Origin of the sequence: Halomonas sabkhae (assembly GCF_030409265.1) — a bacterium.
Taxonomy (GTDB): Bacteria; Pseudomonadota; Gammaproteobacteria; order Pseudomonadales; family Halomonadaceae; genus Halomonas; species Halomonas halmophila.
The window spans coordinates 313579-335536 of sequence record NZ_JAUFPM010000008.1; the positions used below are offsets into that span (position 1 = coordinate 313579).

The 21958-nt window shown below is 63.3% G+C and carries 20 protein-coding genes and 2 pseudogenes; 9 read left to right on the top strand and 13 right to left on the bottom strand.

The genetic code is table 11. The features are described from left to right. Window positions 1-13: 13 nt before the first annotated feature. Together QWY79_RS07375 and QWY79_RS07380 are read right to left on the bottom strand one after the other, a co-directional pair. Window positions 14-1339, bottom strand: coding sequence for a relaxase family protein (locus tag QWY79_RS07375; protein WP_290271383.1), 1326 nt, complete (start codon window positions 1337-1339; stop codon window positions 14-16). Then, window positions 1329-1709, bottom strand: coding sequence for a plasmid mobilization protein (locus QWY79_RS07380; protein WP_290271385.1), 381 nt, complete (start codon window positions 1707-1709; stop codon window positions 1329-1331). The genes QWY79_RS07375 and QWY79_RS07380 overlap by 11 nt, the downstream gene beginning before the upstream one ends. Before the next feature lie 236 nt (window positions 1710-1945). On the opposite strand from QWY79_RS07380, the pseudogene QWY79_RS07385 reads away from it, so the two are divergent. Continuing rightward, window positions 1946-2503 (top strand): annotated as a pseudogene (locus QWY79_RS07385) (magnesium chelatase subunit ChlI family protein); the annotation flags it as partial. 4 nt (window positions 2504-2507) lie between these two features. On the opposite strand, the gene QWY79_RS07390 reads toward QWY79_RS07385, so the two are convergent. Continuing rightward, entirely contained in the window at window positions 2508-2993 is a 486-nt protein-coding gene (locus tag QWY79_RS07390; protein ID WP_290271387.1) for a hypothetical protein, read from the bottom strand. Then, window positions 2990-3970: an alpha/beta hydrolase gene (locus QWY79_RS07395; protein WP_290271389.1), complete on the bottom strand. Its 981-nt coding sequence runs from the start codon at window positions 3968-3970 to the stop codon at window positions 2990-2992. Before QWY79_RS07395 ends, QWY79_RS07390 begins: the two co-directional genes overlap by 4 nt. A gap of 235 nt (window positions 3971-4205) precedes the next feature. Between QWY79_RS07395 and QWY79_RS07400 the strand changes: the two genes are divergently transcribed. Next, the gene (locus QWY79_RS07400; protein WP_290271391.1) at window positions 4206-6380 is read left to right on the top strand and encodes a malate synthase G; all 2175 of its coding nucleotides are present in this window, start codon (window positions 4206-4208) and stop codon (window positions 6378-6380) included. Window positions 6381-6517: 137 nt separating this feature from the next. Next, the gene (locus tag QWY79_RS07405; protein ID WP_290271393.1) at window positions 6518-8014 is read left to right on the top strand and encodes an alanine/glycine:cation symporter family protein; all 1497 of its coding nucleotides are present in this window, start codon (window positions 6518-6520) and stop codon (window positions 8012-8014) included. Window positions 8015-8017: 3 nt separating this feature from the next. On the opposite strand, the gene QWY79_RS07410 is transcribed toward QWY79_RS07405, so the two are convergent. Then, entirely contained in the window at window positions 8018-8392 is a 375-nt protein-coding gene (locus QWY79_RS07410) for a DUF423 domain-containing protein (protein ID WP_290271395.1), read from the bottom strand. Window positions 8393-8497: 105 nt separating this feature from the next. Here QWY79_RS07410 and thiS point away from each other — a divergent pair, with 105 nt between their 5' ends. Genes thiS through trmB form a run of 3 tightly spaced genes read left to right on the top strand, consistent with a single transcriptional unit; the run spans window position 8498 to window position 10327 of the window. Beyond that, a complete protein-coding gene (gene thiS / locus QWY79_RS07415) occupies window positions 8498-8698 on the top strand; it encodes a sulfur carrier protein ThiS (protein ID WP_290271397.1) in 201 nt (66 codons plus the stop codon). Between the two features lie 45 nt (window positions 8699-8743). After that, the gene (locus QWY79_RS07420; RefSeq protein WP_290271400.1) at window positions 8744-9541 is read left to right on the top strand and encodes a thiazole synthase; all 798 of its coding nucleotides are present in this window, start codon (window positions 8744-8746) and stop codon (window positions 9539-9541) included. Window positions 9542-9595: 54 nt separating this feature from the next. After that, on the top strand, window positions 9596-10327 hold the full coding sequence (trmB, locus tag QWY79_RS07425; RefSeq protein WP_290271402.1) for a tRNA (guanosine(46)-N7)-methyltransferase TrmB: 732 nt from the start codon (window positions 9596-9598) through the stop codon (window positions 10325-10327). Here trmB and QWY79_RS07430 read toward each other — a convergent pair. Continuing rightward, entirely contained in the window at window positions 10251-11378 is a 1128-nt protein-coding gene (locus QWY79_RS07430) for a DMT family transporter (protein ID WP_290271404.1), read from the bottom strand. The two genes, trmB and QWY79_RS07430, sit on opposite strands and share 77 nt — an antisense overlap. A 98-nt stretch (window positions 11379-11476) precedes the next feature. Here QWY79_RS07430 and QWY79_RS07435 point away from each other — a divergent pair, with 98 nt between their 5' ends. Further along, window positions 11477-12361, top strand: coding sequence for a LysR substrate-binding domain-containing protein (locus tag QWY79_RS07435; RefSeq protein ID WP_290271406.1), 885 nt, complete (start codon window positions 11477-11479; stop codon window positions 12359-12361). Window positions 12362-12704: 343 nt separating this feature from the next. Here the strand turns inward: QWY79_RS07435 and QWY79_RS07440 are convergent, their stop codons facing one another. Then, complete coding sequence (locus QWY79_RS07440) at window positions 12705-13619, bottom strand: AEC family transporter (protein WP_290271408.1); 915 nt, start codon at window positions 13617-13619, stop codon at window positions 12705-12707. 137 nt (window positions 13620-13756) lie between these two features. Between QWY79_RS07440 and QWY79_RS07445 the strand changes: the two genes are divergently transcribed. Next, entirely contained in the window at window positions 13757-14353 is a 597-nt protein-coding gene (locus QWY79_RS07445; RefSeq protein ID WP_290271410.1) for an SCO family protein, read from the top strand. A 247-nt stretch (window positions 14354-14600) separates the two neighbouring features. Here QWY79_RS07445 and bamJ read toward each other — a convergent pair. From bamJ to QWY79_RS07475, 6 genes and pseudogenes are all read right to left on the bottom strand, one after another. Continuing rightward, window positions 14601-15275 (bottom strand): annotated as a pseudogene (bamJ, locus tag QWY79_RS07450) (BamJ family beta-barrel-assembly machinery protein); the annotation flags it as partial. Between the two features lie 132 nt (window positions 15276-15407). Further along, window positions 15408-15851 (bottom strand): universal stress protein, encoded by a 444-nt coding sequence (locus tag QWY79_RS07455; RefSeq protein ID WP_290271411.1) that lies wholly within the window; start codon window positions 15849-15851, stop codon window positions 15408-15410. A 33-nt stretch (window positions 15852-15884) separates the two neighbouring features. Continuing rightward, window positions 15885-17168 (bottom strand): TRAP transporter large permease, encoded by a 1284-nt coding sequence (locus QWY79_RS07460; protein ID WP_290271414.1) that lies wholly within the window; start codon window positions 17166-17168, stop codon window positions 15885-15887. A 29-nt stretch (window positions 17169-17197) separates the two neighbouring features. Continuing rightward, a complete protein-coding gene (locus QWY79_RS07465) occupies window positions 17198-17779 on the bottom strand; it encodes a TRAP transporter small permease (RefSeq protein WP_290271415.1) in 582 nt (193 codons plus the stop codon). A gap of 174 nt (window positions 17780-17953) precedes the next feature. Then, window positions 17954-19072 (bottom strand): TRAP transporter substrate-binding protein, encoded by a 1119-nt coding sequence (locus QWY79_RS07470; protein ID WP_290271422.1) that lies wholly within the window; start codon window positions 19070-19072, stop codon window positions 17954-17956. A 115-nt stretch (window positions 19073-19187) separates the two neighbouring features. Then, window positions 19188-19706, bottom strand: coding sequence for a TIGR02444 family protein (locus QWY79_RS07475; RefSeq protein ID WP_290271424.1), 519 nt, complete (start codon window positions 19704-19706; stop codon window positions 19188-19190). Window positions 19707-19758: 52 nt separating this feature from the next. Between QWY79_RS07475 and QWY79_RS07480 the strand changes: the two genes are divergently transcribed. Continuing rightward, window positions 19759-21699: an ATP-binding cassette domain-containing protein gene (locus tag QWY79_RS07480; protein WP_290271426.1), complete on the top strand. Its 1941-nt coding sequence runs from the start codon at window positions 19759-19761 to the stop codon at window positions 21697-21699. Window positions 21700-21958: the final 259 nt, after the last annotated feature.

Here is a 21958-nt window from a genome sequence, read left to right on the forward strand (position 1 = left end):
AATGATACCCCTCTTACATTGAAAAGCTTTGGTCGCTTTTTAGGCTTTTCTTTTTAGTTTTTTGTTGATTGTGAAACTTTTCTATTTTCGCTGAAAGCTTGCCAGCTATTCTTCTATTAACCTCATCAACAATTTTTCTAATGATTCCGTTTTTTCCTGAATATTCATTGATATATCGTTTTCTAAGTTGCTCTGCTTTTCCAAGAGAATCTTCTGATTTTTGAAAGCTTGCTGTATCTTCTCTTTCATTGTTATTTGGCTTTCTATTATCTTGTCGAGGTCTTCCTTCAACGACTTGTTCTCTTGTTCTAGTTTCGCCAATTTCTCTTCTTGGCTCGCTATGAAGTTTGAAATCATTTCTTTGATGTGCTGTTCCATTGTTAATCTCCTTATTATACCTTTTGATTAAGTCTTTCTTTTTATCGTCCATTAAGTTTTTGTATTGCTCTTTTTGTTTTTTAATTTTCTCAAGCCTTTCTTCTTCGTATCGCTTCATAAGCTCATTTCTGTAATCTTCACTTGAAAAGTGCTTGTAATCCGCTCCTTCTTCGAAAATCGCCCCTGTGAGTCTTGTGGGTTTGCCTGTTTCGGGATTTATAACTGAAATAGAATTTTTCGTGACCCTCGAAACCTTATATTCTGCTGTGTTTAGCGAGTCGATAAGTTCTTCCCTGTTTTTGTAAAACCCGTCTTCAACAAGTTGAGCAAGATGTTCGGTCAAAGCCTTCTTGAAATGCCTTCTGTTGTGTTCTTGGCTGACCCCCTCAATCTGCTTGTATTCATTAAAGAACTCGGGTGTAGAAGCTCTTTTCTTGTCGGGGGTGTCGGGGTCGCTCAACTTGTATTCGTGGTTTATTATGTCTTTGAAAGCATTTATTCTTGGCAAATCTTCTTTGTGAAAATACGGATTCAACCTTTTCCCACCTCGAAGCTCTTCTTTTGAAAACAGAAAGTTTAATTCAATGTTGCTTTTATCTTCGTGAAGAATCCAAACACCGCAATACTGGTCTTTGTCGAGACCTGGGAAAAGAGTTTCTTCAAACCTTTCCATTACATCTTTTAGCATCTTGTCCACTGCCTGACTACTTCCGTGCTTCTCTATTAGCTGTTCTCTTGTTTCTTCAAAATACAAACCTCCGCTTGTATATTGACCGGCTTTATTACCGAACCCCACAATCTGCTCAAATTCTTCAGGTGAACCATCTAGCAGAAGGGGCTTAAAAGCTCGCTCACGGCCTTTATGATCTTTATTGCCTAACAGGTAGCCCGTGGCTCCTTTCGCAGCTCTAAGCGGGTTTTTGGGCACACCTCGCTTTTGCTTTCTAAACTTAACTATCATTGGCTATCTCCCTGTGCTTTTCTTTCAGTTCCGCTGTTTCTGCTCTTATGTTGTGAAGCACATCAATGAGTTCTAGGATGTTAATCGTATCGCCAGATTTAGCCGTGCTGTTAACTTGTTTAGCAATTTGATTTAAGTTGTTGCCTATCCTTGCTATACCTCTAACTAGGGCTGGATCTGCTCTTTGTGTTGAGCGACCCCCTTTGTGTGTCTTTGAAACAGTTAAGGCTGACTCCCTGAAAATGTCAGCCATAGGCTTACCGTATAGGTAAGCCAGTTCTTTAATTTTTTTATACTCAATACCATTCACACGAACCTTCATTTCAATGGTTCGCTTTAGTTGGTTTTTGTTTTCTTCAATAACGTCCATGTCATTTCTCCTTTATTATTTTTTTTGGTTTTGATTTTGGGGGATTGAAGGGGGCTTGCCCCCTCACCAGCAGTGTAGTCCCCGGAGGGGACGGAACGGTGTGCTGGCTTAAAACCACCTTTCAATATCTCTATTATAACATAAAACTAATATTTAGATTGAATTGAGTTTAAATAATCAGTTGCCAACATTCGGTTATGAACAAGCCACCTTCTGAAATGTGACAAAACCCCCTACCATTCGAGTCCGGGCAAATCCATATCGCCCGGGCGAGTCACGAGCGGCGCTATCCGGCGCGGTTTCAGCTAGTGGCCGCCATGAACCCCTGCCCCTGTGGCCATCTGGGTGATCCGCGCCAGGCCTGCTACTGCACGGCGGCGCAGATACAGCGCTATCAGGCGCGGCTGTCCGGGCCGCTGCTCGATCGTATCGACCTGCAGGTGGAAGTGGCGAGCCTGCCGGCGGACCAGTTGACCTCCCGCGAGCCCGGCGAAGACTCGGCCACGGTGCGTCAGCGGGTGCTGGCAGCCCGCCGGCGCCAGTTGGAGAGGGGCGCCCTGAACGCGCATCTGGCGGGGCCGGAGCTCGAGGCGGCGTGTGCGCTGGGCGCGGAAGACCGCGCCTGGCTGGCCGAGGTGCTGGAGCGCCTGCAGCTTTCGGCGCGGGCCTTTCATCGCGTATTGCGGGTGGCGCTGACCCTGGCCGATCTGGCCGGGGCCGCGCAGCCGAGTCGTGAGCATCTGGTCGAGGCCATCGGCTATCGTCAGCTGGATCGCCTGCTCAAGGGAGGATGACGGGTCACAGGGCGGTGGCGTCGAGGGCGCCGTCGATGTGCGTCTGCCACAGGTGTTGCGATTCGCCGGGACGGCGCAGGGTAAGGGTCAGGCGATAGGGCAGCAGCTCACGATCGGAGAGCGTTAGCCGTGGGCCCGAGGCGGCCAGGCTGCTGTCGAGCCGCCACTGGTTGCCGCCGGCCTCGCCGACGATGGCGGGCCGCCAGTCGAGTACCTGGGGGCCCTCATCCAGCCCCAGCAGGGCCCGGGTCAGGCTTTCCATCAGGCGTTCGTCCGTGATGTCCAGCGCCGGGTCGACGTCCGGTGTGGCCAGCAGCAGTACCAGGTCGCCATGCGGGGTGGGCAGGGTCGATGCGCTGGCGACCTGTTCGGCGGCGCGTTCGCCGAGGCCGAACAATGCCTGGCGTACCGTCTCGGGGCCCTGGGGTTGGGCGGCACAGCCGGCCAGCATCAGCAGCAGGGTGATGAGTGCAAGGCAGCGGGTTGTCATGCGGGTTCCGACCCTTCCGGTGGCAGGGCTTCGAAGCCCTCTTCGAGGTCGGCGAGAAAGCGCGCCAGGTCCGCGAACAGGGTGCGGCGTATGGGCTCCGACTCGTTGACCAGATGATGGCGTGCGTCGGGATAACGGCATATCTCGGCATTGGGGAACTTGCGCTTGAGCACGCCGAGGTTGAACGGCCAGTCGACGGTGGAATCCTGTTCGCCCTGCAGGATGAGGGTCGGCATGCGGCTCGGCGGCAGGGCGATTAGGCGTGGCATCCAGCGGCGCATGGCATTGACCCATTGCATGGCCAGACGGTCCGGCTGCAAGGGGTCACTCTCGCGCAGGAAGGTGGCGAAGTCGCTATCGGTGGAGTTGTCGCGAAAGCGTCGCGGAACGGTGCGCACGAAGGGGCCGACCAGACGTTGCAGCCAGTTGGCCTGCGACCAGCCATAGGGGCGTACCAGCGGTGCCAGCAGCACCAGGCCCTGCCAGTGTTCCGCGTCGTCGTGGGTCAGGGCATCGGTGGCGAGGATGGCGGCACCGGTGCTCTGGCCAATGCCCACCCAGGGGGGCGCGGCGAGCTCGCGCGCTTCGAGGTCGCGACGCAGCGCCGCCAGGCAGGCCCCGTATTCATCGAAGTCGCCGATGGAGGCGCGAGCGCCGCTGGACAGGCCGTGCCCCGGCAGGTCCCACAGCGCGATGCGCCAGTGGCGCTCCAGCAGGCTCTCGAGCAGGTGGCGGTAGAGACCCAGGTGATCATAGTAGCCGTGCACCACCACGATCGTGCCGATGGGGTCGGTCGGCGTCCAGACCTGGGTCCAGAGGCGAAATCCCTGGGTCTCCACAAAGCCGGCATGCAGGGTCAACGGCTCGCTCAGCAGCGAACTGAGACCATAATGATCCAGATAGCGTGCCAGGGCGTCGTCGGCCTGATCGACCGGGGCCAGGGGGCCATGTTCCTGTAGGGCGGTAAAGTCGCTCATCGCATCCTCTGCTGTGCCCGCCCATGCTAGCGTCATGCAACCGGTGGGGCCAGTCAACGCTGCGCATTCACCGGGGTGGTGTCTCGTCATTTGGTCGATACTGGCGGTCGAGGGCCGGTCACCAGCTTTACACGTGGAATAATTTTCCACAAACTCGATTCGACATCCTCATCATTTGTGAACAGTGGCTCGACGTCCCTTGGCGCTGAGCCGGCATGTCCAGGGAGAATGATCCATGAGCCAACGCATCACTCGCCACCGCCTCCAGGTGGCCGCCGAACTCGACCGTTTCCTCAACGAACAGGCCCTGCCGGGCACCGGCGTCGATCCGGATGCCTTCTGGGCGGGCGTGGATGCGCTCTTTCATGACCTGACGCCCGGCAACCGCGAACTGCTGGCCGAGCGGGAACGCCTGCAGGCCGAGCTCGATGCCTGGCATGGCGAGCATCCCGGGCCGGTGCGCGACATGGCGGCCTATCGGGCATTTCTCGAGGAGATCGGCTATCGCGTCAAGGCGCCATCCCGCGTCGAGGTCACCACCACCGGCGTGGATCGCGAGATCGCGGTGCAGGCCGGGCCGCAGCTGGTGGTGCCGGTCAACAACGCCCGCTATGCACTGAATGCAGCCAATGCGCGCTGGGGCAGTCTCTATGATGCGCTCTATGGCACCGATGTCATCCCCGACACGGATGGCGCCGAGCGGGGCGAGGGCTTCAACCCCGAGCGTGCCGCCCGGGTGGTCGCCTACGCCAAGGGTGTGCTGGACCGCGCCGCGCCACTGGCCACCGGTTCGCACCGTGAAGCGGTCAAGTACGCCTTGCGCGACGGCCACCTGATCGTGACCCTCGAGGGCGGCCGCGAGACCGGCCTCAAGCAGCCCGGCAAGCTGGTGGGCTTCCAGGGTGAGCCGAGCGCGCCGGAGGCCGTGCTGCTGGTCAATCACGACCTCCACCTGGAGATCCGGGTGGACGCCGCCCACCCCATCGGCAAGACCGATCCGGCGGGCATCAAGGATGTGGTGGTCGAGTCGGCGCTGACCTCGATCATGGATTGCGAGGACTCGGTGGCGGCGGTGGATGCCGAGGACAAGGTTGCGGTCTATGCCAACTGGCTGGGCCTGATGAAGGGCGACCTGGAAGCCTCGCTCGACAAGGGGGGCCAGTCCATTACCCGGCGTCTCAATGCCGATCGGCAGTGGACGACGCCGGACGGCAGAGAGCTCACTCTGCCCGGCCGCGCCCTGATGTTCGTGCGCAATGTGGGGCACCTGATGACCACCCCGGCGGTGCTCGATGCCGAGGGCCAGGAGCTGCCCGAGGGCATTCTCGATGCCGTGGTGACCAGCCTGCTGGCCATGCACGACCTGGCGAGGGGCGCGGGTCAGCCGCGCAACTCCCGCGAGGGCTCGGTGTATATCGTCAAGCCCAAGATGCATGGCCCCCAGGAAGTGGCGTTTACCCGCAAGCTCTTCGAGCGCGTCGAGGACCTGCTGGGCCTGGAGCGTGACACCCTCAAGATGGGCATCATGGATGAAGAGCGGCGTACCTCGGTCAACCTCAAGGCCTGCATCGCCGAGGCCAGCTCGCGGGTAGTGTTCATCAACACCGGTTTCCTCGATCGTACCGGTGATGAAATGCACACCGCCATGCAGGCCGGCGCCATGATTCGCAAGGGCGAGATGAAGGGCAGCACCTGGATCGGCGCCTATGAGCGCAGCAATGTCCAGACGGGGCTGGCCTGCGGCCTGCGCGGACGCGCCCAGATCGGCAAGGGCATGTGGCCGATGCCGGACCGCATGGCGGCCATGCTCGAGCAGAAGATCGGCCACCCCAGGGCCGGCGCCAATACGGCCTGGGTGCCGTCACCCACCGCCGCGACCCTGCATGTCCTGCATTACCACCAGGTCAGCGTGACCGAGGTACAGCGCGAGCTGGAAGCCCTGGGCGAGCCGGACTGCCTGGATGAACTGCTCTGTGTGCCGGTGGCCGAGCAGGCGGAATGGCGCGAGGACGAGATCCAGCAGGAGCTCGACAACAACTGCCAGGGCATCCTGGGCTATGTGGTGCGCTGGGTCGAGCATGGCGTGGGCTGCTCCAAGGTGCCCGATGTGCATGATGTCGGCCTGATGGAAGACCGTGCGACCCTGCGGATTTCCAGTCAGCATGTGGCCAACTGGCTCTATCACGGCGTGGTGGATGAAGCACGCGTTCGCGACACCCTGGAGCGCATGGCCAGGGTCGTCGATGCTCAGAATGCCGATGATCCCGACTACACGCCGATGAGTGCCGATTTCGCGGCGTCGCATGCCTTCCAGGCCGCCTCCGAGCTGATCTTCAGGGGGCGCGCGCAGCCTGCCGGTTACACCGAGCCGCTGCTGCACCACTGGCGCGCCGTGCACAAGCAGGGCTGACCGACGACGGGGCGCGCCAATGCGGCTGACAAGCGCGCAGCGCCCCTCTAGACTGGGCGGCAGTGTTGCACGAACCGCCCCGCCGACCCGCGCACCCGGGTGGCGGGGTGACTACCCCACTGTCTGGAGCCTCACACATGGATGTGATCACGTCCCTCCTTCTGACCCTGCAGGATGCGGCCTATGCCGTGATGAACCCGGTCAGCAATTTCGTCTGGTCCTATATTCTGGTCTACCTGCTGCTGGGGGCCGGGCTGCTTTTCACCATCCTGACCCGGGGCATGCAGTTCCGGCTGTTCGGCCACATGGCACGGGTGACCGTTTCGTCGCGGGGTGCGGGTGAAGGCATCAGCGGCTTCCAGGCGTTTGCCACCTCCATGGCGGCGCGCATCGGCACCGGTAATCTGGCCGGGGTGGCGATCGCGCTGTGGGTCGGCGGCCCGGGCGCCATCTTCTGGATGTGGGTGACGGCGCTGGTCGGCTTCTCGACCGCCTTCATCGAGTCGACGCTGGCGCAGACCTACAAGCATCGCCACGAGGATGGCGTGTTCCGTGGCGGCCCGGCCTACTACATCGAGCGTTGCCTGGGCTGGCGCTGGCTGGGCATGCTGTTCGCCTTTTTCCTGATCGTGGCCTATGGACTGGCCTTCAACGCGGCTCAGTCGAACACCATTGCCCAGGCCGTGCAGGGCGCCTTCGGGGTGCCGCGCTGGATGACCGGTGTCGGGCTGGTGCTGCTGGTGGCGCTGGTGATCTTCGGCGGCCTCAAGTCGGTCGCGCGGACCGCCGAGAAGATCGTGCCGACCATGGCGATCCTGTATCTGATCGTGGCGCTGGTGATCCTGCTCATGAACCTGACGGCCATCCCGGAGATGCTGGCGCTGATCATCAAGAGCGCCTTCGGCTTCGGCCCGGCGGTCGGTGGTGCAGCGGGTTATGCCATCAAGGTCGCCATGGAGAACGGCATCAAGCGCGGCCTGTTTTCCAATGAGGCGGGCATGGGCTCGACCCCCAACGCCGCGGCACAGGCCAACGTCAAGCATCCGGCGGCGCAGGGCCTCGTGCAGGCCTTCGGGGTCTTCGTCGACACCATCGTGATCTGCACCTGCACGGCGGTGGTCATCCTGCTTTCCGGTGTTTACGAGACCCTGCTCGCGACATCGGCCGGCGAGTCCATTCAGGGCATCAAGCTGACCCAGGACGCCATGGTCGACCACCTGGGCAGTTTCGGTGGCTTCTTCATCGCGGTCAGTATCTTCTTCTTCTCCTACACCTCGTTGCTGGCCAACTATTCCTTCTCGGCCATCAATGTCGAGTACCTGTTCCGTGGCCATGCGCGCCGTGCCGAGCAAACCCTGCGCTGGGCCGTGCTGGCCATGGTCATGATCGGGTCGGTGGCGCAACTGACCTTCGTCTGGGACTTTGCGGACCTGGCCATGGGGCTGATGGCGACGACCAACCTGCTGGCGATTCTGATGCTGGTGCCGGCGGCGCTGAGCGTGCTGCGTGACTACGAGCGTCAGCGTCGCGACGGCATCTCCGAACCCGTCTTCGACCCGCAGGTACTCAAGCGTCCCGAGCTGGTCGATGCCGATGTCTGGCCATCGCCGGACAAGCGCGACGAGACGCCGTAACCCTCAGCGTGCCTTGAAGATGATGCCGGCCAGCGCCAGCCAGCCGAGTATCAGCAGCAGCCCGCCGAGCGGGGTGACGGGCCCGAGCCAGGTGGCGCTGGCCAGGCTCAGGCCATAGAGCGAGCCGCTGAACAACAGCATGCCCGCTGCCCAGAGTGTCAGCACCAGTCGTTGACCGGGCAGCGGCGCGGCCGCGCGCCAGGCCAGAACGCCCAGCATCGCCAGGGTGTGCCAGGCCTGATAACGCACACCGGTCTCGAAGCCGGCCATCAGGCGGGGCGACAGCTCGCCCGCCAGGGCGTGGGCACCGAGGGCGCCCATCACCACCATCAGGGCCCCGGACAGCGCCACGGCCAACCACCAGAATCGGTCCTGCATGCTCGAAATCTCCCTTGCGTGACGCGCCTACCGTACCCGGCGTCAGGCAGAGGCGCTACAATGGGTACCCACAAGGCTGAACATGTGACGACCCACGAGGATGCCATGCAGGTTCAACTCAACGGCGAAGCCACCCAGTTGGAAGACGACCTCTCGGTGTCGCAACTGATCGAGCACCTGGGCCTGGCGGGCCGCCGCATCGCGGTGGAGGTCAACGAGGCCATCGTGCCGAAGAGCGTGCACGCTGAGACACGCCTGGCCGAGGGGGATCGGGTCGAGGTCGTGCATGCCATTGGCGGCGGCTGACGGCAGGCCAGCTCACTCATCACAGCCACGGGAGTTTCCAGACGCATGACCGATTTTATCCAGGATACGCCGCTCCAGGTTGCGGGGCGTGAGTTTGCGTCACGCCTGCTGGTGGGCACCGGCAAGTATCGCGATTTCGATGAGGCGGGGGCGGCGATCGGCGCCAGCGGGGCCGAGGTCGTGACCTTCGCGGTGCGCCGCACCAATCTGGGGCAGGATGCCTCGGCCCCCGGCCTGCTCGATGTGATCTCGCCCGAGCGCTATACCCTGCTGCCGAATACCGCGGGCTGTTTCAATGCCCGGGACGCGGTGCGCACCTGTCAGCTGGCACGCGAGCTGCTCGATGGCCACAACCTGGTCAAGCTCGAGGTGCTGGGGGACGAGGCGACGCTCTACCCCAATGTCGTGGAGACGCTGTCGGCCGCCGAGACGCTGGTCAACGACGGCTTCGACGTCATGGTGTATACCAGCGATGACCCCATCGTCGCCGCCGAGCTGGAGCGGCTGGGCTGCAGCGCGATCATGCCGCTGGGCTCTTTGATCGGTTCCGGTCATGGGATCCAGAACCCCTACAACCTGGGCCTGATCATCGAGCAGGCCGGGGTGCCGGTGCTGGTCGACGCGGGGATCGGCACGGCATCGGAAGCGGCCCGGGCCATGGAGCTGGGCTGTGATGGCGTGCTGATGAACTCGGCCATTGCTCATGCCCGCCAGCCGGTGCTGATGGCCAGTGCCATGCGCCATGCCGTCCAGGCCGGTCGCGAGGCCTTCCTGGCCGGCCGCATGCCGCGCCGCCAGCAGGCCGAGGCCTCGTCGCCGATGAGTGGCCGCATCAATGCCTGAGCCGGGCCAAGTGCCCGCTATTCCTGAATTCGTGACCCGAGTAGTGAACACCGCATGAACGATACCGATACCTCCGGCCCCGAGTCGGCCGATGCACCGCTGCATCGTCGCGGCATCAAGAGTTATGTGCTGCGCGCCGGCCGCATGACCACCGCTCAGACCCGCGGCCTCGAGGACGTCTGGCCACGCCTGGGGCTGAGCCTGGAAGACGGGCGCCTGGACCTGGACACCCTGTTCGGCCGCCGGGCGCCGCGCGTGGTGGAGGTCGGCTTCGGCATGGGAGCCTCGTTGATCGAGCAGGCCGAGTCGCATCCCGAGACCGACTACATCGGCATCGAGGTGCATGCACCGGGTGTCGGCAAGCTGCTCGACGAGGCCGACAAGCGTGGCCTCGCCAATCTACGCGTGTATCGCGAGGATGCCCTGGCGGTGCTCGAGCAGTGCCTGCCCGAGGCCAGCCTGGATAGCGTGCAGCTGTTCTTCCCCGACCCCTGGCCGAAGAAGAAGCACCACAAGCGGCGTATCGTCCAGCCGGCCTTCGTCGAGCTGGTGCGCACGCGTCTCAAGCCGGGCGGCACCCTGCACATGGCCACCGACTGGGCGGCCTATGCCGAGTGGATGGCCGAGGTGATGGCCGAGGCACCGGGTTACGCCAATACCGCCGAGGCCGACTCGGCGCCCTATGTGCCGCGCCCGGACTATCGTCCGCTTACCAAGTTCGAGGTCCGCGGGGAGCGTCTGGGGCATGGCGTGTGGGATCTGGTTCACCGCCGCGCCGCCGACTGAGCCTGCCGCGTTCGCGGGTGCTGGCCGGTGTGCCGGGCCGTGAAGCCGGCTGGCGCTGCCAGCGACCCCGCGGGCTGGCCGTGGCGTCATGACCATCCGCGCCGCGGCGCTGGCGTCGCCCGGCCCTGAGGGCCACCGCCGCGCCGACGAGCCCCAGCAGGATGCCGATGGCGCCCAGGCTGCCGGGCAGCTCGCCGAACATCAGGGCGGTCCAGGCCAGGGTCACGGCCGGCGTCAGCGCCACCAGGCCGGCGCTCTGGCCCACGCCGAAGCGCCGCAGACTCTCCACGAAGAAGCCATAGCCGCCGAAGGTGGCCAGCACGATCAGCCAGGCCATCGCCACCAGGGTATCCAGGCCGGGTGACGGCGGAGCCATCGATTGGCCCATGGCCAGCGCGGCGATCAGAAAGACCCCGGTGGCGGCTACCAACTGCGCCGTCAAGCGCGCCTCGAGCGGCAGCGAGACCCGCTGACGGGTGGTCAGGGCGCTGCCCAGGGCGACACAGGCCACGGCCACCAGCGGCAGGCCATACGCCCAGGTGGGGGCACCGCCCACGGTTTGCAGGTCATCCAGCACGCTGAGCGCGGCGCCCAGTGTCGCCACTACCATGCCGACCCACTGCAGTGGCCGCGTGCGCTCGCCCAGCCAGCTGCTGGCCAGGGTGATGGCGGCGAGAGGCTGGAGGGCGCCGATCAGGGCGGCGACTCCGGCACTCACGCCCGCCTCGATGGCCAGCAACATGGTCAACAGATAGCCGCCCACCGTCAGGCTGCCGACCAGCGCCTCGTGCAACAGGGCGCGGAGGTCGAGCCGGCGTGCCCCGCGGCGCTGCGCACGCCACCACCACCAGCCGCCGGCCAGCAGGGTCGCCAGGGCGAAGCGCCAGACATAGAGCGCCATGACCGGCGTCTCGACGGCGACGGCCAGGCGGCTGCCGACGAAGCCACTGCTCCAGCACACCACGAAGCCCAGAGCCACCGCCATGGCGCCAAGGGCCGGTGTCGGGCGCATCCGGAGGAGAAAGCCGGGACGAAAGCTGATGCCGAGCATGCTTGTGCCTCGTTGTGTGTTGAGGGTGAGCTGGTCGGCACAGTCTGGCTCGACTAAAGTGTTTCGTGAATCGAAACTTTTTGGAGTCAGCATTCAATATGGCTGAAGTCTTGTCGGACTCGCTGGATCTCGAGGCGCTGCGCAGCTTTGTGGCCGTGGCGCGGCTGGGCACCCTGGCGGCGGCCGCGCAGCAGCGGCATCGCACCGTGAGCGCCCTGAGCATGCAGATCAAGCGGCTGGAAGCGCGGCTGGATACCCGTCTGCTGGTGCGCGGGGCGCGCGGGGTGACCCCGACGTCCTCGGGCGAGGCATTGTTGGGTGAGGCACGGGAACTGTTGCGGCGTCATGATGGCCTGGTGGCGCGCATCAGCGGTTGCGGCCTGAGTGGCCGCGTGCGTTTCGGCATGCCGGAGGACTATGCCAGCCGGCTGGTAGGGCGCCTGCTGCCGGACTTCCTGGGTCGCCACCCGGATGTCGTGCTGGAGGCGGTGACGGCCCCCAGTGGCGAACTGGCGCGCCTGCTGGAGCGTGGCGAACTGTCGCTGGTCGTGGCCCTGGATCGCCCGCACCGCTTGAGTGGTGGCGAGCCCCTGTGGCGCACGACGCCGGTCTGGGCCGGGGCCAAGGACCTGGTGCTGGGCAGTGCGGATGCATTGCCGATGGCACTGCATCCGGAGGATTGTCCGTATCGGCAGCTGGGCACCGAGGCGCTGAGCGCCATCGATCGCCCCTGGCACGGCGTCTTTACCAGTACCAGCATCCATGCCCTGGAAACGGCGGTGGAGTCCGGCCTGGCCGTGAGCATCCTGGAACGTGACCGATTGACGCCGGCCATGCGCGAGCTGGGCGAGCCCGAGGGGCTACCGGTCCTGCAGGGTTGCGAGGCGCAACTGCACTACGGGCGCCGCGTCTCGGCCGCTTCCTGGCCGGCAGTGGAGGCACTGGGTGAGCTGCTCAAGCAGCAGCTGGCCAGACGCGACTGACCCGGTGGGTCACGCAGGGCGAAAGGTGACGAGCGGATAAAGGAGACGCTGAATAAATCGCCGAGCATAGTAAGTGGTTAGGCGAGCTTTCGAGCACCGCGCAACGAAGCGATTTGCATGCGCAGGCATTTAAGCAGTGTTTCCCAAAAGAAAGCCGCCCTGGGCGGGGCGGCAAAAAGACCGTGACTAGCAATGAGGAGGAGAAACTCAGACAAGCAACTGGCAGGAAACTTGCCTCGGCCATGGCGCCTCATCAACGCCATGTTTGTAGAGTAAATCATTCTCATTTATTCCGTCAACACAAATGCGAATATTTTTTATTACTTTTTACCCGTGCGCTCGGTCAGCCCACCAGCCGCAGCCATAGCGGCAACGACACCATGGCCAGCAGGGTCTGCCCGGTGATCAGGGCGGCCATGAGCTCGGCATCGCCGCCCAGCTGGCGCGCCAGGATATAGGCCGAGGTCGCCGTGGGCAGGGCGGCGAACAGCAGGACGATATCCCGGCTGATCGGGTCGAGGCCCAACAACAGCGCCAGGCCCAGGACAATCGCCGGCATCAGTACCAGCTTGGCGCTGTTGGCGGCCCAGATACCCGGGTCGAGTCGCAGCAGCGCCCGGGGTCTCAGCGCGACCCCCACGGCCACCAGGCCCAGCGGCAGGGCAGCACGCCCCAGCAGATCGACGGTCGCCGCGCTCCAGCCGGGCAGGCCGATGCCGCCCAGGTTCAGGCCAATGCCCAGCAGGCAGGCCAGGATCAGCGGGTTGCGGGTCAGTGCCAGCAGACTCTGGCGCAGGCCGCCGCTACCCAGGGTACCGGCGGCAATGAAGCTGCTGACACAGAGCACATTGACCACTGGCACCATCAGCGCCACGGCCACCGCCGCGACCGTGGCACCGGCTTCGCCATGCAGGGCAGCGGCCCCCGCCACCCCGACATAGGTGTTGAAACGCAGGGCGCCCTGGAAGACCGAGGTGAAAGCCGGCGCCGCGAGCCCCAGCCAGTGGCGGACCAGCCACAGCCCGGCTCCCACAAGCCCCATGGCGCCCAGCAACACACTGGCCACACGGCCCACCGGCACCTGCTGCATGTCGGCGGTGGCCAGGGTGCCGACCAGCATGGCCGGGAACAGCAGGCAATAGATCAGCCGCTCCATGCGCGGCCAGAAGTCACCGCCCGGTTGACCGAGTCGCCCCAGCAGGGCGCCCAGCAGGATCAGTAAAAAGAGCGGTCCCAGGGCTGAGCCGACGCCTTGCATGCAATCTCCTTGCGGATGGGGGCGAGGCGCGTCTGGCTGTGCACTCGCCAAACCACTATCTTGCCACTATCGACCTCATGACTTCACCTTCGGCAGCATGGCAGTGCTCGCCGGAAATTCGCCGCAGGAGTATCTGGATGAGACGGCTTCGCTGGTACGCGATATCCGCATGCCTGGTGCTGCTGGTCGGCGCCTGGCTGGCCTTCGAGCAGTGGCAGCAGGCCAATCAGGCGCACGATCTGCCGCCGGGTGGTCCCATCTCGCTGCCCTCGACCCAGGGGGAATTCACGCTGTCGCGCCTGGATGACGACCAGCTGGCGATCATCTTCTTCGGCTATACCTGGTGTCCGGATGTCTGCCCGATGAGCCTGGCCGTGGTGCGTCAGGTGCGCCAGGGCCTGCCCGAGGAGCAGCGTCAGCGTGTCGTGCCGGTGATGATTTCCGTCGACCCCGAACGCGATACCCTGGCCCGGCTGGAGACCTATCTGGCGGCCTTCGGCGAGGACTTCATCGGGGCCAGGGGAAGCCCTGCCCGGCTCGAGGCCATTGCCGAGCGCTATGATGTGGTCTGGCGGCGCCACGAGGCGCCCGATTCCGGAGCGGGCTATACGGTGGATCACACGGCCTCGCTGTACCTGGTGAACCACCGCGGCGAGGTACTCGAGCGCGTCCTGCATTCGCCGACGCCCGGCCCGCTCGAGACGGCCGTGAATCGGACGCTGGAGACGCTATAGGCGGCCCACAAAAAACGGCCGGCTGAATCAGCCGGCCGTCCAGGAGGTGCGCTGCCGAGCAGGGTTACTCGGCGTTGCTGTCACTCTCGCTGCTATCACCCTCTTCCGAGGCGCCGTTGTCAGCGGAGCCGTTCTCAGCTGAGCTGTCCTGCGAGGTGTCGGCTTCAGCGGCGTCGCTGTCAGCAGAGCCGTCTTCCGAGGCGCCGTCGGCCGCGCCGCTGTCGTCGGACGCAGACTCGGCCGGCGTCACATCGAGCAGCTCTACCTCGAAGATCAGAGTCTCGTGAGGGCCGATGGGGCCCTGCCCCTTGGCGCCGTAGGCCAGCTCGGAGGGGATCACGATCTCCCACTTGTCGCCCACGCTCATCAGCTTGAGGGCTTCCTGCCAGCCTTCGATGACCTGGCCGACGCGGAAGCTGACCGACTCGCCGCGCTCATAGGAGCTGTCGAAGACGGTGCCGTCGATCAGCTTGCCTTCATAGTTGACCTCGACGGTGTCCTCGGCCTTCGGCGAGGCGCCGTCACCGGACTCGAGCTCGCGATACTGCAGGCCGGATTCGGTAACCGTGACGCCATCCTTCTCGGCGTTCTCTTCCAGATAGGCCTTGCCTTCGGCCTGGTTGGCCTCGGCACGTTTCTTGGCTTCGGCCGCCTTTTGCTCCTGGGCTTGTTTCTGGAATTGCGTCAGCGTCTCGGACATTTCCTGATCGGACATGGCCAGGTCGCCGTCCGAGTAGACATCGCGAATGGCCTGGGTGAAGGCATCGATGTCGAGGTCGGAAACGTCTTGCTGGATGCTCTTGCCCAGGGTAACGCCCAGGCTGTAGCCCAGACGCTCCTGGTCGGATTCGGGGGCCGCCAGCGCAAAGGGGGCAGCGCTCAACAGAGCGACCAGCGAAGCGGAAGTCAGCAGTGTCTTCATGAAATACCTTGTGCTCCGGCGCGTGGGGGCGCCAATGGTGTATGGAACTCTTGGGACTCTAACAGGGCCGGCCGGGTTCCGCAGCACGGAGCCCGACCGGCGACGGGGCAGTACCCCCGGGGATGCCAGGGATCAGACGACCAGCACGGGGCAGTGCGAGGAGCCTGCCACACGCTGGGCCACGCTGCCCAGCAAGAGGCTCTTGTCGCCGTTGGTGCCCTGGGCACCGATCACCACCAAGTCGCACTCGCGTTTGCGGGCGAAGCGCACGATGGTGCGCGAGGGTCGCCCGCCCTTGACGAAGGCACGGATCTTGTCGGCCGGTACGCCCAGCTCGGTGGCACGCGTCTTGGCGTGCACGGCGATCTCCGTGGCGTAGTCCTTGAGGGCGTCATCCGGGATGTCCAGCTTCTCCGGACGCACCATCGACAGCGACGCCTCCAGCAGGCTGTGGTGCTTGAACACGCACAGTACATAGAGTTCCGCGCCGGTCAGCTGCTGCAAGGCCACGCTCTTCTCCAGCGCCTTGACCGCGCCCTTGGAGCCATCGATGGCCACCATTATGCGATTGAACATCGTCACCTACTCCTTTGATCCGGGTCGAGGCGCTTACCTGAAGGCGAGGTCACGCAGGAACAGTGCGATCTGCGGGAACATGATCAGCAATGCCGCGGCGAGCACCAGCATGAAGATAAAGGGTGGGGTGCCCTTGATCACATCCAGATAGGGGCGCTTGAAGATGGCGATGGCGGTGAAGATATCGCATCCGAAGGGTGGCGTTGCCGAGCCGATGGCCACCTGCAGCGTGATCAGGATACCCACCAGCACCGGGTCGAGACCGGTGGCCTCGATGGCAGGCACGAAGACCGGCGTCAGCACCAGGATCACCACGATCGGGTCGACGAACATGCAGGCCACGAAGAAGGCGATACAGATGGCGATCAGTACGCCGGTCGGCCCGGCCTCGTTGATCCCCACGGCCTCCAGAATCGCCTGCGGGATCTGGGCAAAGGAAATGATCCACGAGAAGCTGTTGCCCACGGCCACCAGGATGAAGACCACCGCCGTGATCAGGCCGGTGGACTTGGCGATGGCGTAAATGTCACCCAGTTTCAGCGAGCGGAATACCACGAACTCGAGCAGCACGGCATAGAGCACACAGGCGGCGGCTGCCTCGGTGGGGCTGAAGATGCCGCCATAGATGCCGCCGATGATGATGACCGGAAAGCCCAGTGGCCACAACGCCGAGCGTACCGCCGAGAAGCGCTCTCCCCAGCTGGCCTTGGGCTCGGTGGGTACGCCGCGCACCATGGCGTAAATCACGCAGTAGCAGGCGAACATGGTCAGGATCATCAGGCCCGGGCCGATACCGGCGATGAACAGCTCGCCGATGGACGTGCCGGAGACGATCCCGTAGATGATCATGCCGATACTCGGCGGAATCAGGAAGGCGATGTCACTGGAGTTGATGATCAGCGCCAGGCTGAACGAATCCGAATAGCCGGCCTTGAGCATGCGCGGGCGCAAGGGCGAGCCCACGGCGACCACGGTGGCCTGGGTGGAGCCGGACACGGCACCGAACAGGGTGCAGGAGGCGGCGGTACTGACGGCCAGGCCGCCCTTGATATGGCCGATGAAGGCCATGACCATGTTGATCAGTCGATTGGCCGACTGCCCCCGGGTCATGATGTCGGCGGCCAGAATGAACATGGGCACGGCAATCAGGGAGGCGGGCCGAATACCGGCCATCAACTGCTGAATCAGCGTCTCCATCTGACCCAGCCCACCGAACATCATGAAAAAGCCGATGATCGCTGCGGTGGCCAGCGGGATCATCATGGGAAAGCCCAGCAGCAGCAGGGCAATCATGGTCGTAACCATTATTGTCGTCATCGTGTATTCCCCCGGGCGATCGCCCTGCGTCAGACTTCCGTTTCCGTATCCTTGTAGCCGTCGACCACCGAGGTCGACAGATAGACATCACGCGATGTCAGGTTCTTGATGGCCGTGAACAGGTATTGAATACCGGTGATCACGAAGCCAAACGGCACCCAGACATAGATGATGAAGATCGGGAACCCCATGGCCGGCAGGATGCGCCCCTTGTCGTAGAGATCGAGGACATAGAGCACCGAGTAATAGGCCAGGAAGAACATCACGCCCGAGGTGAACAACGCGATCGCGATCATCAGGGCACGGCGTCCGCCTACCGGCAGCGCATCATAGATGGCCGACATGCGGATATGGCGACCGTGTCGTGCCGCATAGCCGATGCCCGCGAAGGTGATCATGATGATCAGGATGCGGTTGACCTCGCCGGTGAAGAACAGGCTCTCGCCGAGGGCAAAGCGCCCGACGACATTGGCGATGGTATTGGTGGCCATCAGCAGCACGCCGGTGGCGAGAATGATGGCTTCCAGCTTGCTGATCAGCGTGTCGATGGTGCCCAGGATACCGGGTAGCCCGGATTTGTAGTGCTTTTCGACTTCTTCTTCGTCGGTCATGGCCGCGCTCCCCTAAGCAGACACATGGCGAAAATCGATATGACTCTCTCGGCATCCTAGCGACTGCGGGTGTCGTGGCGATCAACGTTGGGTGAACGCTGACCCCGGCCGGAGGGTCGCAAACAATTCGGGGGCAGCATGGCTGCCCCCGAATGGTGCGGGTCAGGTCAGGAATCAGCCTTCCTGGCTTTCTTCCATGGCCTCTTCCTCGGATGCTTCAGCTTCCTCGGAATCCGCTTCACCGGACATGTCTTCGTCGGACGCTTGCTCGCCGGACTCGCTGTCCTGGACGGCCTTGAGGTCAGCCTTGAACTGGTCCAGCAGTTCCTGGCCCTGCTCGCCGGTCATCTCGACGAACTTCTCTTCGACCTGCGGAGCGCGCTCCTTGAAGGCTGCGATCTGCTCGTCGTTGAGGCGCGTCACGGTCACTTCATCGGAGGCTTCCTTGATCTTCTCGAGGGATTCCTCGGACAGACCCTGGATGTGCTCGATGGTGTGATCATAGGCGGCGTCCGATGCATCCTGCACCAGCTGCTGGTCTTCCTCGGACAGGCCGTCGTAGAAGTCCTGGTTGGCCATCATGGCGGTGGTGAACCAGCCATGGCTGGTGAAGGTCAGGTGCGGAGAAACCTCATACAGGCCGCCGGACTCGATCCAGAAGATCGGGTTTTCCTGACCATCGATGATGCCGGTCTGCAGGCCGCCGTAGACTTCACCCCAGGGCAGCGGGGTCGGGGTGGCGCCGAAGGCGTCGTAGGTCTCGGCCAACAGCGGGTTGGTCATGGTGCGGATCTTCTTGTTGTCGAAGTCCTCCGGTGAGGTGATCGGCTCGTCGGCCGTCACGACCATCTCGCCTTCCGGATACATCTTGAGGAGTTCCAGCCCGTGCTCGGCGTAGAGCTTGGGGAACATCTCGTTGATGGCCTTGCTCTCGTCGAAGAACTCGAGAACGGTGTCCATGTCGGTCGGCATCAGGTAGGGGATGAAGAAGATCTGTGCCGAAGGGATAAGGGCGCCGGTGAAGCCGGGCGACTGGTTGACGAATTGCAGGATGCCGTTCTGGGTCTGCTCCATGATGTCGTCGGACTCGCCCAACTCGCCGAAGCGGTAAACTTGAACGGTGTGGTCGGAATTATCCTCGACATAACCCTTGAAAGCCTGAGCGAAGACATCCTGAACGTCGCCTTCGTATTCCTCGTGGGCATAGCGCCAGTTGTCGGAATAGGCGGCAGTGGACATGCCGAGCATCAGCGCCCCGATACTCGCGGTAGTCAGCAGCTTGTGTGCCTTCATTCTTGTGATTCCTCTGCAGGTTTTGCCGGAAAATCAGTCACTCATCGACCGGCGTAAAATCGAATGTATCGTTTTGTTGCCGTATGCGCGGTGTTTTTTCAGGCTAGCGCGGGGGTCATAGAGGGTCAAGCTGGCTTTCCAGTCTGGCCAGGGCAAAAAGATGTGATTTTTTCTGAAGTTGGTGGGCGAAAGGTAGAACTTTTTTCAGAGGCTGAGTGGCCCGGGAACAGGGGGAAAGGCCGATGGCGCCGTCCCGGCTGGCACTTTCCAGGCGCCGCAGGCATTCCTGCTCGGCATCCAGCTCGGCCTGCTTGATGCGTTGACGCAGCGTCGATACGCTCGGCTGCGCCTCGGCCTCTGCCTTGAGGTCACGGCGCATTTGGCGCAGGGGCGTGATGACCGTGCGTTGCCACTCGCGCAGTGCCGCCGGGATATCCCCGGCCTGCAGGTCATGGCGATACAGCCAGCAGCGCCACAGCAGCTCGGTGACCTCGACGCCGGCCTCATCCTGCAGCGTCAGGCAGGCGCTCTCGACGCCATCCCGGGCATAGAGCGCCAGGGCGAAGTCCCAGAGCGACTCTCGGGGCAGACGGGACCGCAAGAGTGCGGCGTTTTCGGTAGAATCGTCGCTCATCACAAGGTGGCCGCCAACGGGCGGTGATCTCACGCAGACGAATGGAGTCCGCATGATCGCACTGCGCCAAGTATCCCTGCAACGCGGCTCCCAGAGCCTGCTGGACGCTGCCGACCTGACCCTGCACGCGGGGCACAAGGTGGGGATCGTCGGGGCTAACGGCACCGGCAAGTCGAGTCTCTTCAAGCTGCTGCTGGGGGAGCTGGCGCCGGAACGCGGCGAGCTGGAAATGAGCGGTGGCCAGCGCATCGCCCACATGGCCCAGGAAGTGCAAGCGCTGGAGCGCAGCATCATCGAGTATGTGCTGGACGGGGACCAGGCCCTGCGGGAGGCCGAGGCCGCGCTGGAATCGGCCCAGGCGCGTGGCGAAGCGCATCGCGAAGCCGAGCTGCACGGCACCATCGAGTCGCTGAACGGCTACAGCGCCCCGGCGCGGGCCGCCCAGCTGCTGGTCGGGCTGGGCTTCGGCCAGGATGATCTGGAGCGCCCGCTGGCCTCGTTTTCGGGCGGCTGGCGCATGCGCGTCAATCTGGCGCGCACCCTCTTCACGCCGTCGGACGTGCTGCTGCTCGATGAGCCGACCAACCACCTGGACCTCGATGCCCTGTTGTGGCTGGAGCAATGGCTGACGCGCTATCCCGGCACCCTGCTGCTGATTTCCCACGACCGCGATTTCCTCGATGCGGTCTGCGATCACATCGTGCATTTCGAGCACCGCCGGCTGGAACTGTATCGCGGCAACTACACCACCTTCGAGCGCACCCGGGCCGAAAAACTGGCCCTGCAACAGGCCGAGGCCGCCAAGCAACAGGCGCGCAAGGCGGAAATCGAACGCTTCGTGGCACGTTTTCGCTACCAGGCCAGCAAGGCGCGCCAGGCCCAGAGCCGGCTGAAGATGCTCGAGCGCATGGGCGATATCGCCGAGGCTCATGCCGACTCGCCCTTTCATTTCCGCATCCCCTGTTCCGACAAGGTGTCCCAGCCGCTGGTGGTGCTGGATGACGCCGTCCTGGGCTATCACGGCGCAAACGGCGAGCACCGCCAACTCGAGGAGGTCAACCTGGCGCTGCAGCCCGGTCAGCGCATCGGCCTGCTGGGGCCCAACGGGGCTGGCAAGTCGACCCTGATCAAGTCGCTGACCGCCGAGCTTTCGCTGCTGGATGGGGAGCGAGTCGAGGGAGAACACCTGGCCGTCGGCTACTTCGCCCAACACCAGCTCGAGGGGCTGGACCTCTCGGCCACGCCCTTCCAGCATGTCCAGCGCCTCTCGCCGACCGTCGCGGACGCCGAGATCCGGCGTTTTCTGGGTGGCTTCGGCTTCCAGGGCGATGATGTCTTCGAGGATGTATCGCGCTTTTCGGGCGGCGAGAAGGCGCGCCTGGCGCTGTCGCTGGTGGCCTGGCAGCGGCCCAACCTGCTGTTGCTGGATGAGCCGACCAACCACCTCGATCTGGAAATGCGCGAGGCCCTGACCGAGGCACTGGCCAGCTTCGAGGGCGCGGTGATCGTGGTCTCCCACGATCGTCACCTGCTGCGTGCCACCGTGGACGAGTTCTGGCGGGTCGCCGACCACCGCGTCACACCCTTCGATGGCGACCTCGATGACTACCGCGCCTGGCTCAAGTCACGCCTCGAGGAGCAGCGCCGCGAAGCCCGCCACGACAAGGCCGAACGCCAGCAGGAAGAAGGCGAGCCCCGGGATGACCGCAAGGCATCGCGACGTGCCGCCGCCGAATTGCGCGAAAAACTGCGCCCGCTCAAGCGCGACCGCGACCGTGCCGAACGCGAGATGGAAAAGACCCAGGCCGACCTGAATGAGGTCGAAGCCGCCCTGGGCGACGCCGATCTTTACACCGACGACGCCCGCAAGGACGAACTCAACAACCAACTCGCCCGCCGCGGCGAACTCGCCACCCGGCTCGAGGAACTGGAGCAGCAATGGCTCAGCGCCGAAGAACGCCTCGAAGCCATGGAAGCGGAGCTCAAGGGGTGAGCGGTAAGCTGTAAGCTCTAAGCTGTTAGTTGGAAGAACGCGGCTGGCGCCGCTTTAAGAGGGAAGAACGGCGCTTCGCGCCTTGAAGAGGTAAGAAAGCCCTTGACGCCACAAACCCTAGCACCAGCCTGGCCTCTGGTGTGACCCCGAAAAAGTAGACACCTTGTCTCAAGCCGCTAACTCATAGGCTCTGGGCGCCACTCCGCCCAGAGTCTCGTGAGCACGGATTCCATCATAATACTCACAGATGTAATAGCGC